The 14,463-nt window shown below is 37.1% G+C and carries 13 protein-coding genes and 1 riboswitch; of the genes, 3 read left to right on the top strand and 10 right to left on the bottom strand.

Annotated features, from left to right (window positions below; all coding sequences use genetic code 11):
• Window positions 1-59: 59 nt before the first annotated feature.
• The 9 genes from ACZZZI_RS07885 to murQ form a co-directional block, all read right to left on the bottom strand.
• Window positions 60-1,565, bottom strand: coding sequence for a glycoside hydrolase family 10 protein (locus ACZZZI_RS07885; protein ID WP_463489106.1), 1,506 nt, complete (start codon window positions 1,563-1,565; stop codon window positions 60-62).
• A gap of 142 nt (window positions 1,566-1,707) precedes the next feature.
• Window positions 1,708-2,127: a tail fiber domain-containing protein gene (locus ACZZZI_RS07890; RefSeq protein WP_316762665.1), complete on the bottom strand. Its 420-nt coding sequence runs from the start codon at window positions 2,125-2,127 to the stop codon at window positions 1,708-1,710.
• Window positions 2,128-2,196: 69 nt separating this feature from the next.
• Window positions 2,197-2,505, bottom strand: a complete 309-nt coding sequence (locus ACZZZI_RS07895) for a hypothetical protein (protein WP_424059501.1) — start codon at window positions 2,503-2,505, stop codon at window positions 2,197-2,199.
• Window positions 2,506-3,125: 620 nt separating this feature from the next.
• On the bottom strand, window positions 3,126-4,079 hold the full coding sequence (metF, locus tag ACZZZI_RS07900; RefSeq protein ID WP_344769873.1) for a methylenetetrahydrofolate reductase [NAD(P)H]: 954 nt from the start codon (window positions 4,077-4,079) through the stop codon (window positions 3,126-3,128).
• Window positions 4,080-4,150: 71 nt separating this feature from the next.
• Window positions 4,151-4,522 carry a four helix bundle protein gene (locus ACZZZI_RS07905; protein WP_463489107.1) on the bottom strand — a complete coding sequence of 124 codons (372 nt, stop codon included), beginning with the start codon at window positions 4,520-4,522 and terminating at the stop codon, window positions 4,151-4,153.
• 55 nt (window positions 4,523-4,577) lie between these two features.
• Entirely contained in the window at window positions 4,578-8,279 is a 3,702-nt protein-coding gene (metH, locus tag ACZZZI_RS07910) for a methionine synthase (RefSeq protein ID WP_463489108.1), read from the bottom strand.
• 170 nt (window positions 8,280-8,449) lie between these two features.
• A riboswitch (SAM riboswitch) is annotated at window positions 8,450-8,553 on the bottom strand.
• Window positions 8,554-8,667: 114 nt separating this feature from the next.
• A complete protein-coding gene (locus tag ACZZZI_RS07915; RefSeq protein WP_316762684.1) occupies window positions 8,668-9,423 on the bottom strand; it encodes a Bax inhibitor-1/YccA family protein in 756 nt (251 codons plus the stop codon).
• A gap of 39 nt (window positions 9,424-9,462) precedes the next feature.
• Window positions 9,463-10,029 (bottom strand): hypothetical protein, encoded by a 567-nt coding sequence (locus ACZZZI_RS07920; protein WP_316762690.1) that lies wholly within the window; start codon window positions 10,027-10,029, stop codon window positions 9,463-9,465.
• Window positions 10,030-10,128: 99 nt separating this feature from the next.
• Window positions 10,129-10,947 (bottom strand): N-acetylmuramic acid 6-phosphate etherase, encoded by an 819-nt coding sequence (gene murQ / locus ACZZZI_RS07925; protein ID WP_463489109.1) that lies wholly within the window; start codon window positions 10,945-10,947, stop codon window positions 10,129-10,131.
• A gap of 189 nt (window positions 10,948-11,136) precedes the next feature.
• Between murQ and ACZZZI_RS07930 the strand changes: the two genes are divergently transcribed.
• The 3 genes from ACZZZI_RS07930 to ACZZZI_RS07940 all read left to right on the top strand — a co-directional run bounded on the left by ACZZZI_RS07930 (window position 11,137) and on the right by ACZZZI_RS07940 (window position 13,955).
• Window positions 11,137-12,744: a S41 family peptidase gene (locus ACZZZI_RS07930; RefSeq protein WP_316762696.1), complete on the top strand. Its 1,608-nt coding sequence runs from the start codon at window positions 11,137-11,139 to the stop codon at window positions 12,742-12,744.
• A gap of 12 nt (window positions 12,745-12,756) precedes the next feature.
• A complete protein-coding gene (locus ACZZZI_RS07935; protein ID WP_463489110.1) occupies window positions 12,757-13,353 on the top strand; it encodes a short chain dehydrogenase in 597 nt (198 codons plus the stop codon).
• Between the two features lie 83 nt (window positions 13,354-13,436).
• Complete coding sequence (locus ACZZZI_RS07940) at window positions 13,437-13,955, top strand: GNAT family N-acetyltransferase (protein ID WP_463489111.1); 519 nt, start codon at window positions 13,437-13,439, stop codon at window positions 13,953-13,955.
• On the opposite strand, the gene ACZZZI_RS07945 is transcribed toward ACZZZI_RS07940, so the two are convergent.
• Entirely contained in the window at window positions 13,945-14,454 is a 510-nt protein-coding gene (locus tag ACZZZI_RS07945; protein ID WP_463489112.1) for a GNAT family N-acetyltransferase, read from the bottom strand. The two genes, ACZZZI_RS07940 and ACZZZI_RS07945, sit on opposite strands and share 11 nt — an antisense overlap.
• Window positions 14,455-14,463 lie beyond the last annotated feature (9 nt).

The following is a 14,463-nucleotide window of genomic DNA, read 5'->3' on the forward strand; positions in this document are numbered from 1 at the left end:
AACTCTATCCACTAGTCGGGATTTGCAATCCCGACTTACAAACTAAGGACTTTGAATCCTTAAAACACTTGCTCAATTCGAACAACACTTTCATTCCCAGTCCTGTCGATTGCAGTAACGGCTATTCCCTGTAGCTTCTGAGAAACCAATTTTGCTGCATCGGCAAATATGGATTTTGGAACCTGTAAAAATCTGCTCTTATAATTCAGAATAACGTAACTCCATTTACCACCGTAGTTGGTATAAACAACATATTTAAAATCATCTTTTTCATTTGCAGGGTTCCACTTAATATAAATATCCGTCATTCGATCTTCTGTGGAAACTTTAGGTGCAATCGGTTTTTCATTATCCAGCCAAGGCGATTCAGGCACCAAAGCTTCATTTTTATATGGACCTTTAAGTAAATCGTTTCGTAAACTTTCGTGGGTTAATAAAGCAGCAATGCTCCAGTGCGCTGCACCTGGCGATTTTGGCAGGATACCTCTGGTAATCATAATTTGATTAATAATTTCATCGCTATTTTTATCTCCGCCACCAATTCCGCTGTTCATTCCAGGCCAAAGATGACGTTGTTTAGTGTTTTCTGATTGCCACCAACCTAGCAACACAGGAAAACTTTGAGGAATGTTGTTTACTTGCCAATATAATTGAGGCATAAAATAATCAATCCAACCCTCATTTAGCCAGAGTTTCGCATCCGCGTAAAGTTTATCGTATTGGTCGAATCCCTTAATAGATTCAGGGAAGCCTGGACGCCAAATTCCAAAAGGACTTATGCCAAATTTTACTTGTTTTTTTTCTTCTTTTATCGTTTTATAAATTCTTTGAATAAACACATTAACCTGTTCTCTTCGCCAATCTCCACGTTCTAATCGGCCTCCAGTTTTTTGATACTCAGCATAACTTGCCGAATCGGGGAAATCTTCTCCACCATTATATTCAGCATAAGGATAAAAGTAATCGTCAAAATGAACACCATCAATATCATAACGTTTCACTATATCTTTAACTACGGCAGCCGATAAATCTTGTGTTCCTTTTTTTGAAGGATCAAGCCACCAATAACCCTGTTTTAATTTATACACCAGTTCTGGGTGTTTTTTAACAACCGAAAACTCAGATGGCTGACCTCCAGAAATATGATGAGCACGATATGGATTTAGCCAAACATGTAATTCTAATCCCCTTTCGTGAGCAGCTTCTATCCAAAATTCTAGAGGATCGTAATAAGGTTTAGGAGCCTGCCCCTGCTTTCCAGTTAAAAAGTAAGACCAAGGCTCAAGATTACTCTTGTATAAAGCATCGGCTTGCGGCCTAACCTGAAATATTACCGCATTGAAGTTATTTTTCTTCAACATATCCAGCAAAGCAATGGCCTCATCTTGCTGTTGCTGCGTAGATAAACCTGGTTTACTTGGCCAATTGATATTAGCAACCGATGCTACCCATGCCGCCCGAAATTCTCTTTCAGGTTTTGGAATTGCAGGTGTAATAATTTCTTGAGCAATTGTTTTCTTTGTAAAACCGATTACTATAAAAAAGGCAATTAATATATTTCTCATAAATAAATGTTGGATAAACTTAAGCCATTTGATTTACTTAAATCCGTGTATGGTATTTTTTGCAAGGTAAACAGGATTCATTAAAAACAAAAAAGGCCAGAATATTAATATCCTGGCCAAACCAACCTATTAAACTAAAAAACTATCTTGTATTTCGAGATTTTAACACATTAATCTCTTTCTTTAATTGTTCAATTTGTTCTTGCTGCTCTTTAATACTCCCCACTAAAAGTGGAATAAGGCTTTCATAATCAACTTTTGATACAGTAGCCGAACGGAAAGAATTTTTACCAGACGAATAATCCTTAGCGGTTTTGGTAACCAAAGCTGGCAATACTTTCTGCACATCAGCTGTTACGAAACCAAATTGCGATTTGTCTGAGATTTTCAGCTTATCCGCCCATTGTTTATCGTAATTAAAACTTACTGGTTGTAACTGTGTAACCACAGAAACTGAATTATTTATGGGCTTAATATTTGTTTGTGCAACTTCTTGTGCACTAATTTTTAAAGATGCAGATATTAAAAATACCGCAAATGATAATGAAATTGCTCGTTTCATATTATGATAGAATTATTAAATGTAAAAGAATAGGCTACGGTATTAAGTCGTAACAGTTTAATTAAGAAATTAAACCAATGATGAAGGAGGAGGTGTTAAAACCTCAGGAAAATATGCAGGTATAAAGAAATTTAAGGGCAGTAAAACCTTTGTTGGAATCAAAACAGGTGATTTCAAATCGTGATAAGAAACCAAATGATCGTACAAGTATTCAGCTTCAACTTGTTTTTCTTCCTTTTCTGTTGATTCTTTATCTGATTCAGAATACTCGATTTGGCTAACTGATTTTTTGAAAACAGATAATGCACCGCTTGCCTTAAAAAGTAATGTTAAAGCAAAACAGCAGATTAAAATGTATTTGAAAATACCTGCGTTCATGGTTACAAAGATAAAACCTCTGGGCTTAAAATAGAATTTTTAAGTTAAAGTTCTGTCAAAATTTTAAGCATTTCGGTTTTAGCGAAGTCAATATCTGCAGCTGTTGCTCTATAATTTACAAAAGCCGCTCTTATTCCTTTCTTCCTATTGTAGAAGGTTGAGATAACAAATACCTTCACAGTGGCATTCATTCTATTAACGAATCAGATACCAAGTTTTCATTTGTTAAAGAAAAACAAACCGCATTTAAACGAACAGGCGCTAATAAAACAAAGTTGTCGTTTATAAAGCTTGCAAATAATTGGGCCATGTTTACATTGCTTTCTACAATTTGCCGATATCCACATTTACCATAACTCTTAAAGTAAACCATGCTGATAAAGCTTTTTAACGGCGGAAGTTTTCGGGAAGAAAATTTAGATTACTGAAATTTTCTAAAGGTATTGCTTCAAGGTTTTGTAAATCGTCGTTTAAATTGCTCAAAGACTGGCTTGTTGTTAGGTTTGCTTTAACGATGAAGCGGCATCCTTTTTAGCTGTCATCCTGAGCGAAGTCGAAGGACAGCTAAAAAGATATAGCTTACAGCGTGTTAAAACGCCAAAAACACTACGACTGCTTGATTAAAATATTGCTCTTGCGATTTGCTTAGTTTGTTCTGGCCTTCCCATAGTATAAAAATGCAATACAGGTGCGCCAAATTCCATAAGCTCTTTACATTGCTTAATCATGGCTTCTGTACCAATTTCTTTCGCTTCAGCATTATTTTTTGCGTGAGATAATGCATCCGTTAATTCATCAGGTAAATCGATGTGGAAGATTTTTGGCAAAACATTTAACTGTGTAAGCGTACTGATTGGTTTCAAACCTGGGATAATCGGCACATTAATATCATTCTCTCTACATTTTTTAACAAAATCGAAGTACTTCTGATTGTCAAAAAACATTTGAGTTACGATAAATTCGGCGCCCATATCTACCTTTTTCTTCAAATATTTAAAGTCGGCATTTAAGTTTGGTGCTTCAAAGTGCTTTTCAGGGTAACCTGCAACGCCTATACAGAAATCACTTTTAAACGTTTCAATATCTTCGTGTAGAAACTTACCATCATTGTGATTTTTGATGTGTTCAATCAAATCTGTTGCATAACAATGTCCGCCTTTAGTAGGCACGAAAGAATGATCGGCTGCACGGGCATCACCACGTAAAGCTAAAACGTTATCGATTCCTAAAAACTGCAAATCGATAAGTGCATTCTCTGTTTCTTCTTTGGTAAAACCACCACAAATTAAATGCGGAACGGCATCAATTTTATATTTATGAATGATTGCCGCACAAATGGCAATAGTTCCTGGACGCTTACGGTAAGAAACCTTCTGCAACAAGCCATTTTCCTGCTCTTTGTAAATATAATCTTCGCGGAGTGAAGTCACATCGATAAAAGGCGGGTTAAATTCCAAAAGCGGATCAATGGCATCATAAATCCACTGAATACTTTGTCCTTTTATCGGCGGTAATAATTCAAAAGAGAATAAGGTTTTACCCTTTGCGTTTTTTATATGGTCTGTAATCTTCATTGGTTAATTAGTTGTTTGGTTATTGGTTTTTTAGATAAATAGGCTATTTCAAACTTCATCGTAAAACGCAATTACCTAATATATTCTTTATGTAAAAATCTTATGTAACCATTAGTCAATTTACCCAATACTTTTATTTGGGAAAGACAATCGTTTAGTTGTAATTCAGAAACAAACCCAATATCAAAAGAAACATAAATTTGAGTTTCCAATTCATATAATGATCCTCTAGCAATCGCTAAAAACTGAACAGTTTCTTTTGGATGTTGTCTTCCAGAACCCTCTGCAATATTTGAAGGAACCGAAACTGCACATCTCCTTATTTGAGAAATTAACCCATAGGTTTCTTCCTTAGGAAAAGAAAATGTAAGATTATAAATATATGTAGCAAACTGTCGAGCCTTTTTCCAAACCTCCAATTCAGTATATTTTTGATACGCCATATTAGTAATTAAAAATCATGCAATCCAGACAACTATAAACTAAACAACCAAAAAACTAATAGGCTAAATTCGGCGAAAGCCATCTTTCTACCTCTTCAACCGACATATCTTTACGAATGGAATAATCATCAATCTGATCTTTTGTAATTTTTCCTAAACCAAAATATCTTGATTGTGGATGAGCAAAGTAGAAACCGCTTACCGCAGCAGTTGGATACATGGCGTAACTTTCAGTTAAATGTAAATCGATTTTATTTTCTGCATCAAGTAATGCGAACAGAGTTCCTTTCTCGGTATGCTCAGGACAGGCAGGATAGCCTGGCGCTGGACGAATTCCTGCATACTCTTCCTTAATTAATTCAGAATTGCTCAGGTTTTCTTCTTTTGCATAACCCCAGAACTCTTTACGCACACGTTCGTGCATACGCTCGGCAAATGCTTCAGCCAAACGATCGGCCAAAGCCTTGGCCATAATGCTGTTGTAATCATCGTGATTCGATTCAAATTCCTCAACCAAAGCATCTATCCCAATACCCGCAGTTAAAGCAAAACCACCAAAATAATCTTGTATTCCACTCTCTTTTGGTGCGATAAAATCGGATAAGGCATAGTACGGTTGTCCATCTACTTTCTCTGCCTGTTGACGAAGCGTGTGAATGGTAACCATTTGCTTATCACCTGTTGCATGTTGAGCGTTAGCTGGTAACTCATCACCGTCAACAGACAACTGAATATCATCACCAACCGTATTAGCAGGCCAAAAACCAATTACAGCCCTGGCTGTTAGCAACTTACCGTCCAAAATGCGTTTTAACAAAGTTTGCGCATCATCAAATAGCTTTTTGGCTTCATCGCCAACATTTTTATCATCAAATATTTTCGGATAACTTCCGCGAAGTTCCCAGGTATGGAAAAATGGTGTCCAATCGATATATGGAACCAATTCTTCCAAAGGATAATTATCGAAAACCCTGGTGCCTGTAAATTCAGGAACTGGAAGGTTTTGCTCAAAATCGATTTTGAATTTATTTTCTCGAGCCTGTTCAAGCGTTTTAAAACGTTTATCAGAACGTTTGTTTAAATGCGCTTCACGTGCTTTATCATATTCAGCCCTGATGCCTGCAACATATTCATCTTTTGTTTCAGGATTCATTAAGGTGCTACAAACGGTAACGCTCCTCGAAGCATCTAAAACGTGAATGGCAGGCCCCGAATAATTTGGCGCTACCTTAACTGCAGCGTGAATACGAGAAGTTGTTGCTCCACCAATAATTAAAGGAATGGTAAAATTCTCACGCTCCATTTCTTTGGCGAAGTGAACCATTTCATCTAACGATGGTGTAATTAAACCACTTAAGCCAATTATATCGGCATTGATTTCTTTGGCTTTTTTAATGATTTCCTGTGCAGGAACCATTACACCCATATCTACAATTTCAAAGTTATTACAAGCCAATACTACGCCTACAATATTCTTTCCAATATCATGTACATCACCTTTAACCGTAGCCATTAAAACCCTACCCGCTGATGAACTTTGATTTTGGTCTGGATTATCTAACTTTTCCTGCTCAATAAATGGTAATAAATAGGCCACGGCTTTTTTCATTACCCTTGCCGATTTTACCACCTGCGGTAGAAACATTTTGCCTGCGCCAAATAAATCTCCTACAATATTCATCCCATCCATTAACGGACCTTCAATAACCTGAATCGGACGGGGATATTTCTGACGAGCCTCTTCAACATCATCATCCAGGTATTCTACAATTCCTTTTACAAGCGAATGCGATAACCTCTCTTCCACCGTTCCTTTTCTCCATTCTTCATCTCGAACGACTTCTTTACCTTTACTTTTTATGGTATCGGCATATTCAACCAATCGTTCGGTAGCATCATCTCTGCGGTTAAGCAAAACGTCTTCCACACGCTCTAAAAGCTCAGGTGGAATTTCCTGATAAACCTCTAACATACCAGCGTTTACAATGCCCATATCTAAACCCGCCTGAATGGCATGATACAAAAAGGCAGAATGCATCGCTTCGCGAACAGTATTATTTCCTCTGAAAGAAAATGAAATATTCGAAACTCCACCACTCACTTTTGCATGTGGCAGATTTTCTTTGATCCACCTTGTGGCATTTATAAAGTCAACAGCGTAGTTATTATGCTCCTCCAATCCCGTTGCAACGGTTAAAATATTCGGGTCGAAAATGATATCCTCAGGAGGAAAACCAATTTCACTCACCAAAATATCATAACTTCTTTTACAAATCTCTTTTCTACGTTCGTAATTATCGGCTTGTCCTTGTTCATCGAAAGCCATTACCACTACCGCAGCACCGTATTGCATAATTTTACGGGCGCTCTCTCTGAATTTATCTTCGCCTTCTTTAAGTGAAATCGAGTTTACAATTCCTTTTCCCTGCAAGCACTTCAAACCATTTTCAATAACCGACCATTTAGAAGAATCGACCATGATTGGCAATTTGGCAATATCAGGTTCTGAAGCAATGAGGTTTAAGAATTTGGTCATGGCTGCTTCTGAATCGAGCATACCTTCATCCATATTCACATCAATTACCTGTGCGCCACCTTCTACCTGTTGCAAGGCAACGGCAAGAGCAGCTTCGTAATCTCCGCCTAAAATCAATTTAGAAAACTTTGGAGAACCTGTGATGTTCGTTCTCTCCCCAACGTTAACGAAAATGCTATCTGGTTTAATAGTTACTGGTTCCAAGCCGCTTAAACGCATAAAAGGCTCAATTATTGGTAATTTTCGTGGAGCTGCTTTTCTTGCATTATTGGCAATACAACCAATATGTTCTGGCGTTGTGCCACAACAACCACCCACAATATTTACAAAACCTGATGCAATAAAATCATCAACCAAGTGTGCGGTTTCATGCGGTTGCTCATCATAAGCACCAAACTCATTTGGCAAGCCTGCATTTGGATAAGCTGATACATAACAACCTGCTTTCTTTGCCAATTCTTCAATGTGAGGGCGCATTTCTTTTGCCCCTAAAGCACAGTTAAAACCGATACTTAAGGGTTTTGCATGCATCACAGAATTTAAGAAAGCTTCTGCAGTTTGTCCAGATAAAGTTCTGCCCGAAGCGTCGGTAATGGTACCAGAAATCATAATTTCCAGTTTCCGCCCAATTACTTCTTCGTATTTTTTGATGGCTACAATAGCCACTTTAGCATTTAAAGTATCAAAAATGGTTTCAATTAAGAGTACATCTGCACCCCCATCCACTAAGCCACGTACCTGCTCGTAATAAGCTTCTTCTAATTCATCAAAATAAACGGCTCTGTAACCAGGGTCATTTACGTTTGGCGACATAGAAAGGGTACGATTAGTTGGGCCAATAGCGCCAGCAACGAAACATTTCCGATCAGGATTCTTGGACATAAACTCATCAACCGCTTCCTTTGCAACTCTCGAACCTTCGAAACTCATCTCGTAAGACAAATCCTCCATCTGGTAATCGGCCATGGAAATACGTTGCGTACTGAAGGTATTGGTTTCGATAATATCAGCGCCCGATGTTAGATATTCGAGGTGTATGGCTTTGATAATATCAGGGCGTGTAATGTTTAGCAAATCGTTATTGCCTTTAACATCACAAGGATGATTTTTAAATCTCTCCCCTCTAAAATCTTCTTCCGTTAAAGTATAACGCTGAATCATGGTACCCATCGCACCATCGATTACCAAAATACGTTTTTCTAATTCTTCTCTAATGCTCATTTGTTGTTTCTAGTAGAAAGTTGTTAGTGTCGAGTAGCAAGATTTCTTGACATCGATCTAACTGCAGATAACGAGCAAAAAATATTAGACGAACATGTCTTTATATTTGATACTTTATACCTGATACTTAAAAAGCTTATCTTAAAAGTTGGCGTGTAAACTACCACTAAAACTTATCTGCTCTCGCCACTGCTGAGATTAGAATGTAGCACCTTGTTGGCACAGGTTGCTAAGACTTCGTTGGGTCTAATCCCTCCGTCTTTCTTAATAAGCATACAAAAATGCAACAAAGCAACATCAATTCCAAAAATTATCGCTTTGCTACCAAATAAAATTACAAAGGCCACGCAAAACTGCATAGCCTTAAGAATATTGTTCTGTTTACAGATTACTTTCTGCTTCCGAAAATACGAAGTAAGAAAAGGAAGATGTTTAAGAAATCCAAGTATAAAGATAATGCTGCAACAATGGCCATTTTCTTAGATTCTACTTGTAAAACCTGCTCGCCACTTGCTTCTATTCCTTCGCCAATACGTTTAATTTTTTGAACGTCGTAAGCGGTTAAAGCTGTAAAAATAGCGATACCGATGAAAGCCATAAATAAACTGAATTGCTCACTTTGAATAAACATATTAACAACACTCGCAATAACTAAACCGATCACGCCAACCATTAAAATTGGTCCGAATTTACTTAAATCGATGTTTGTGGTGTAACCCATTACAGCCATAATACCAAATATACCAGCAGCACCTGCAAAACAGCTTACTACCGAACCTGAAGTGTATGCAAGAAGGATAAAGCTTAAACTGATACCTGTTAGTACCGAATACAAAACAAAAACTCCAACTAATGCTGGGTATGAAAGTTTACTTAAACCAAAACCCATTAGCAGAACCAAACCAAGTGGTGCAAACATAGCAATATAGCCAAAAATTGACATACCAGCTTTTCCTGTTTCTGGATTGATATTAATTAAGTATTGCATAAATTGTTCGTTTGTACCGAAAAGATATGCAGCAACTGTTGATAAGCTTAATGCCACAAACATCCATAAGAAAACATTTGCGAAGAATTTCTTAGAAACAGAACCTTCTTGTACAAAAACGCTGTTTTCCTGATATTGATAATTTTGTTGTTCCATTTTTTATTTTGTGTATTTAATGATTTTAAAAATAACAATTTAGTTCAATCTTTTTGTCAGTAATTCTTCAACTTTCTTAAAGAACTGTAACGGTTTTAGTGTACGCCAGGGAAGATTATCAAAAGCACCACCAAAATTAATATAATAATCGATGCTATTATCTTTAAACTCCTGAATAACGTGCTCCTGGAAATTTACGCCCACAATCCAGCCATCTTCTACTTCCTGAAACCATTCTTCATAATAACTATCATCAGAAGCATGGAAGTTTAAAACATTCTCACCAATAAGGATGAATTTGTTTATGCCTTCATCCATCATCAACTCTAAAATATCCCGTTTGAGCAGCATGATGTCGTTATTTATCGCATCATTCCATTCACCGATTAATTCAATTATAGCGTAACTCCGATCGTAATCTGCATAGAGCACTTTCATGTAAAGCGTGTTCGATCCAAATTCATCCCACTGCGGATGGAGTAAAAAATTGTAAATCTGTTTATCGAAGTAAAGTTCCGAATATTCGGTATTGTAAAATGGCGAACGCTCATCTTCTGCCGAAATGTATTCATCTCTCCACTGGTAATAAGGTTCGATTTCGTGCATTTTAAGTTAAAAGTTGAAGGTTAAAAGCTAGCTAATGGCTTTGCTAAAAATTAAACTATATGGGTTCTTTCTGAAAATTCGTCCTTAAACAAGTAGCTTTTAACTTTTAACTCCTTGTTGCTTTGCTTCTACCGCTTTACGTACGCTTCCATGAACCGATAAAAGATCGGCAGCTTCATCATAACCAATATTTAATTCGTCGGCAACCATTTGTATGCCTCTATCAACCAATTTATTATTAGTTAACTGCATATCAACCATTTTGTTTCCAACAACACGCCCTAACTGAACCATAACTGTGGTACTCAGCATGTTTAAAACCAGTTTTTGCGCCGTTCCAGATTTCATACGAGTAGAACCTGTAATATATTCAGGTCCGACCACTACTTCAACTGGAAAATCAGATTCCGCCGCAATTGGGCCTCCCGTATTACAAACAATGCATCCTGTTAAAACGCCAAGTTTTCGGGCAGTATTTAAGCCGCCAACCACATAAGGCGTAGTGCCCGACGCCGCCAAGCCTACTAAACAATCATTTTCATTAATATCGAATTCCTGCAAATCCTTCCAGGCCTGCTCTGCATCATCTTCGGCAAACTCAACAGCTCTTCTAATTGCCGTATCGCCACCTGCAATAATACCTACAACCCAATCAAACGGCACACCATAAGTAGGCGGACATTCTGAAGCATCGACTACGCCTAAACGGCCACTCGTACCAGCTCCGATATAAAAAAGACGACCGCCTTTTTTCATTCTTTCGGCAACTGCCGAAGTTAGTTTTTCGATCTGAGGCAAAGATTTTTCTACTGCAAAGGCTACAGTTTTATCTTCGTTGTTGATGCCCTGCAGAACTTCCATTACCGACATTTTATCGATGTCGTTGTAGTTTGATTCTTGCTCGGTAACTCTGTTCATAAATTTAATTTTGATAAAATTCGGTAAATTCTTTCTAAAAACTACCCTAAAAAACGAAAAATATATGTTATAAAATTAGCTGAACGGTTTTTTGGCGTTAATTTATGTTAAAAATTAGAAACAAAAGACGATAAAATGTGGTTAAAAAAATAATCAACCCGCTAATTTTCATAAATTTGCATAACGCCAATGAAAAAGAATACCCGTAATAATATCCTAATCGCGACAAGCTATTCTGTAATTTTAATAGTTGGGATGTTTTTGGGCATAAAATTCATCAAAGACCAGGGCTTTGGCGTTAAAAAAAGCCCTTCGTTAACTGCAAATAATTCTGCAAAACTAGATGAAATCCTACATATCATTAATGGAAATTATGTAGATGATATTAACACGGATTCTTTGCAAAATTTACCTATCGATAGCGTCTTACATCAACTTGATCCTCATAGTGTTTACCTGCCTCCTGCAAATGCACAGGATATGCAGGATAATTTAGAGGGAAATTTTGAAGGGGTCGGCATAGAATATTATATGCTTAACGATACCATGATGGTTACTGGCGTAATTAAAGATGGCCCTGCATACCAGGCAGGCATAAAACTTGGTGATAAAATTTTAAGTATAGATACCGCGACTGTAAGCGGAAGAAATTTAGGCAAGGATCAGCTATCAGGCCGTTTTAGAGGCAAAGCTGGAAGCGGTGTAAACGTACTTTTAATGCACAGCGGAAACCAGCTACCAAATCGTGTAATGGTTACAAGAGGTAAGGTAAGTATCAGTAGCATTGATGCGGCTTATATGTTAAATCCAGAAACTGGTTACGTACGCATTAGCAAATTTGGTGCAAATACAGATAGTGATTTTAGTGCAGCAGCAGCAAGCCTGAAAGCAAAAGGAATGAAAAAGCTGATTCTCGATTTGCGTGATAACGGAGGAGGATACTTTAGTGCTGCAACTGGCCTAGCCGATCAGTTTTTACCCGAAAATAAGTTAATTGTTTATACCCAAGGCAAACACGAGCCACGTACGGATTACTTTTCTACGGGCAATGGTGCATTTCAACAAGGAAAATTAGCCATTCTGATTAACGAAAACACAGCGTCGGCAAGTGAAATTGTGGCAGGAGCCATCCAGGATTTAGGTCGTGGAATTATTGTTGGTCGCCGTTCTTTTGGTAAAGGATTGGTACAGGAACAATTTGCTTTTGATGATGGTTCGGCATTGAATTTAACTATTGCAAGATATTATACACCATCGGGGCGAAGCATTCAAAAATCTTATAAAAAAGGTTACGATGCTTACAAGCATGAATTAGATGAACGCATGAATGATGGCGAATTAACAGGCGATTTAACCTCATTTAAAGATTCCCTCGAAAAAAATGGTGGCATAAATTTATCGCAGCCGAGAAAGCCGAAAACTACAGGTGGAATTCAGCCTGATATTTTTGTGAAACTCGATACCATTGGTTATAATAAATTTTACAGCAACCTGGTTAGCAAAAAGGTACTGTCTGATTACGTTTTTAACACCCTCACCAATAAATATAGTCAGGCGTATATTGAACAAAATGTAAATGTTTTTACCTTAAACGACCTTGATTTTAAGGATTTCATCGGTTATTTACAGCGCAAAAATGTAACCATCGATCGTTTTCAATTATACAATTCTAAAACCGTTATTCTAAACGATTTGAAGGCTTTGCTTTGCCGTTATTACTTAGGTGATGTCGGCTACTATAGAGCGGCAAACCAAAACGATAATGCAGTTAAGCAGGCGTTAAATAGTCTTCAATAAAAACTCAATATTATGAAAATAATTATAGTTGGAGCTACAGGAACACTTGGCAAAAAAGTTTCGTTTGCATTTTCCCAAAATCACGAAATTATTCGTGTAGGTAAAACGAATGGTGATATTCAGGTAGATATTACCGATGAAAAATCCATTAAGGCAATGTTTGATAAGATCGGAAACTTTGATGCATTGATTTGTACAAGTGGCAAAGGCCCTTTCGCACCATTAAGCCAAATAACGGGTACTAATTTTAAAGAGGCCTTATTGGATAAACTTTTAGGACAAATCAACCTTGTTCTAATCGGGCAACACTACATTAACAACAATGGTTCGTTTACGTTAACCTCTGGAATACTTGCTGAGCATCCTGTTCTATCAGGAGCGGCATTAAGCACTGCAAACGGCGGCTTAAATTCTTTTGTTTATGCTGCATCGGCAGAACTTAAAAATGGCGTTCGTATTAATGCCGTAAGCCCAAATGTTGTAGAAGATTCTCCTTCTTACTTCGATGCTTTTCCTGGCGAAATTCCTGTAAGTATGGATAAGGTTGTTAAAGCATTCGAGAAAAGTGTTTTGGGTATTATAACTGGACAAATAATTAAGGTATATTAAAATTTAATTAACAAAAATTTGATTTAATTTTCAAGGAGTTAAATTACTTTTCTTATTATATTCAACCGTTTAAATTACCAGAAATGATAGAAACGGAACGCCTCATTTTAATACCGCTTAACCACGATCAGTTATTAAAATACATTAAAGATGATCATTCCCTTGAAAAAGAGTTTGATCTCTTTCCAACAAAAAAAAACATATCAGCCGAATTACAGGAAGCGTTGTGGCAAACCATATTGCCTAATGTATTCGATAAAGATAAAAACTACCTCTATCACACTTTGTGGACTATTATTTCTAAACCCGACCACAGGATGGTAGGTGATATTTGCTTTGTTGGCGAACCAGATGCCAATGGCGAAATCGAAATTGGTTATGGTACTTATGAGGAATTTAGGAACCGTGGTTTTATGACGGAGGCTATTGCCAGGATTATAGAATGGGCAATGGAACAGCAAAATGTAAAAAGTATTTCAGCATCGACCGAGATCGAAAATGTTGCTTCCTACTCTATATTAAAGAAAAATAACTTTATTAAAATTGCAGAAGGCGAAGGGATGTATGCCTGGAAATTAGATTTCAGTCAATCTATACTTTAATCTCAAATAAGCTTAAGCTTATCCCTTCATAGTGTTTAGGTAATCCTTCAGTTTCCTGCATCGTTACTACGCCCACATAATCAAAACCGCAACCAGTGTAATAGGCTAAAAGTTTTTCGTTATCGGCCCAAGTATCCATTCTGATATATTTTATGCCATTTAACGGAGCGAGTGCTTTAGCCCATTTAATAATTTTTTTAACAAAAGAATAGCCTCTAAACTCTGGATGCGTAACAATACGATGAATGTAAATAGAATCGACATCCTGATCGCCCCAAATTAATTTATCTTCAAAAGTTACCGCGAAAATGCAGGCGACCTCGCCATTAACCAAGATTTTATATTGCCTGTTTTCTGCAATTTCTGTTTCTACAAGGCTTCTGCTGAAACCCTGCCAGTGTTTATTAAATACTTTTTTTTGATGAGCAATTGCCATATCGTAAAACTGAAAAATAGTTTCGATATCAGAAATTTGGCTATTTATTACCTGAATTTGCATACAACGAAG

It is taken from the genome of Pedobacter sp. AC190 (assembly GCF_979258025.1).

Excerpts from the sequence above, each read along its gene's own strand:
- ACZZZI_RS07885 (WP_463489106.1), bottom strand. The coding sequence starts at position 1,565 with ATGAGAAATATATTAATTGCCTTTTTTATAGTAATCGGTTTTACAAAG.
- ACZZZI_RS07890 (WP_316762665.1), bottom strand. The coding sequence starts at position 2,127 with ATGAAACGAGCAATTTCATTATCATTTGCGGTATTTTTAATATCTGCA.
- ACZZZI_RS07895 (WP_424059501.1), bottom strand. The coding sequence starts at position 2,505 with ATGAACGCAGGTATTTTCAAATACATTTTAATCTGCTGTTTTGCTTTA.
- metF (WP_344769873.1), bottom strand. The coding sequence starts at position 4,079 with ATGAAGATTACAGACCATATAAAAAACGCAAAGGGTAAAACCTTATTC.
- ACZZZI_RS07905 (WP_463489107.1), bottom strand. The coding sequence starts at position 4,522 with ATGGCGTATCAAAAATATACTGAATTGGAGGTTTGGAAAAAGGCTCGA.
- metH (WP_463489108.1), bottom strand. The coding sequence starts at position 8,279 with ATGAGCATTAGAGAAGAATTAGAAAAACGTATTTTGGTAATCGATGGT.
- ACZZZI_RS07915 (WP_316762684.1), bottom strand. The coding sequence starts at position 9,423 with ATGGAACAACAAAATTATCAATATCAGGAAAACAGCGTTTTTGTACAA.
- ACZZZI_RS07920 (WP_316762690.1), bottom strand. The coding sequence starts at position 10,029 with ATGCACGAAATCGAACCTTATTACCAGTGGAGAGATGAATACATTTCG.
- murQ (WP_463489109.1), bottom strand. The coding sequence starts at position 10,947 with ATGAACAGAGTTACCGAGCAAGAATCAAACTACAACGACATCGATAAA.
- ACZZZI_RS07930 (WP_316762696.1), top strand. The coding sequence starts at position 11,137 with ATGAAAAAGAATACCCGTAATAATATCCTAATCGCGACAAGCTATTCT.
- ACZZZI_RS07935 (WP_463489110.1), top strand. The coding sequence starts at position 12,757 with ATGAAAATAATTATAGTTGGAGCTACAGGAACACTTGGCAAAAAAGTT.
- ACZZZI_RS07940 (WP_463489111.1), top strand. The coding sequence starts at position 13,437 with ATGATAGAAACGGAACGCCTCATTTTAATACCGCTTAACCACGATCAG.
- ACZZZI_RS07945 (WP_463489112.1), bottom strand. The coding sequence starts at position 14,454 with ATGCAAATTCAGGTAATAAATAGCCAAATTTCTGATATCGAAACTATT.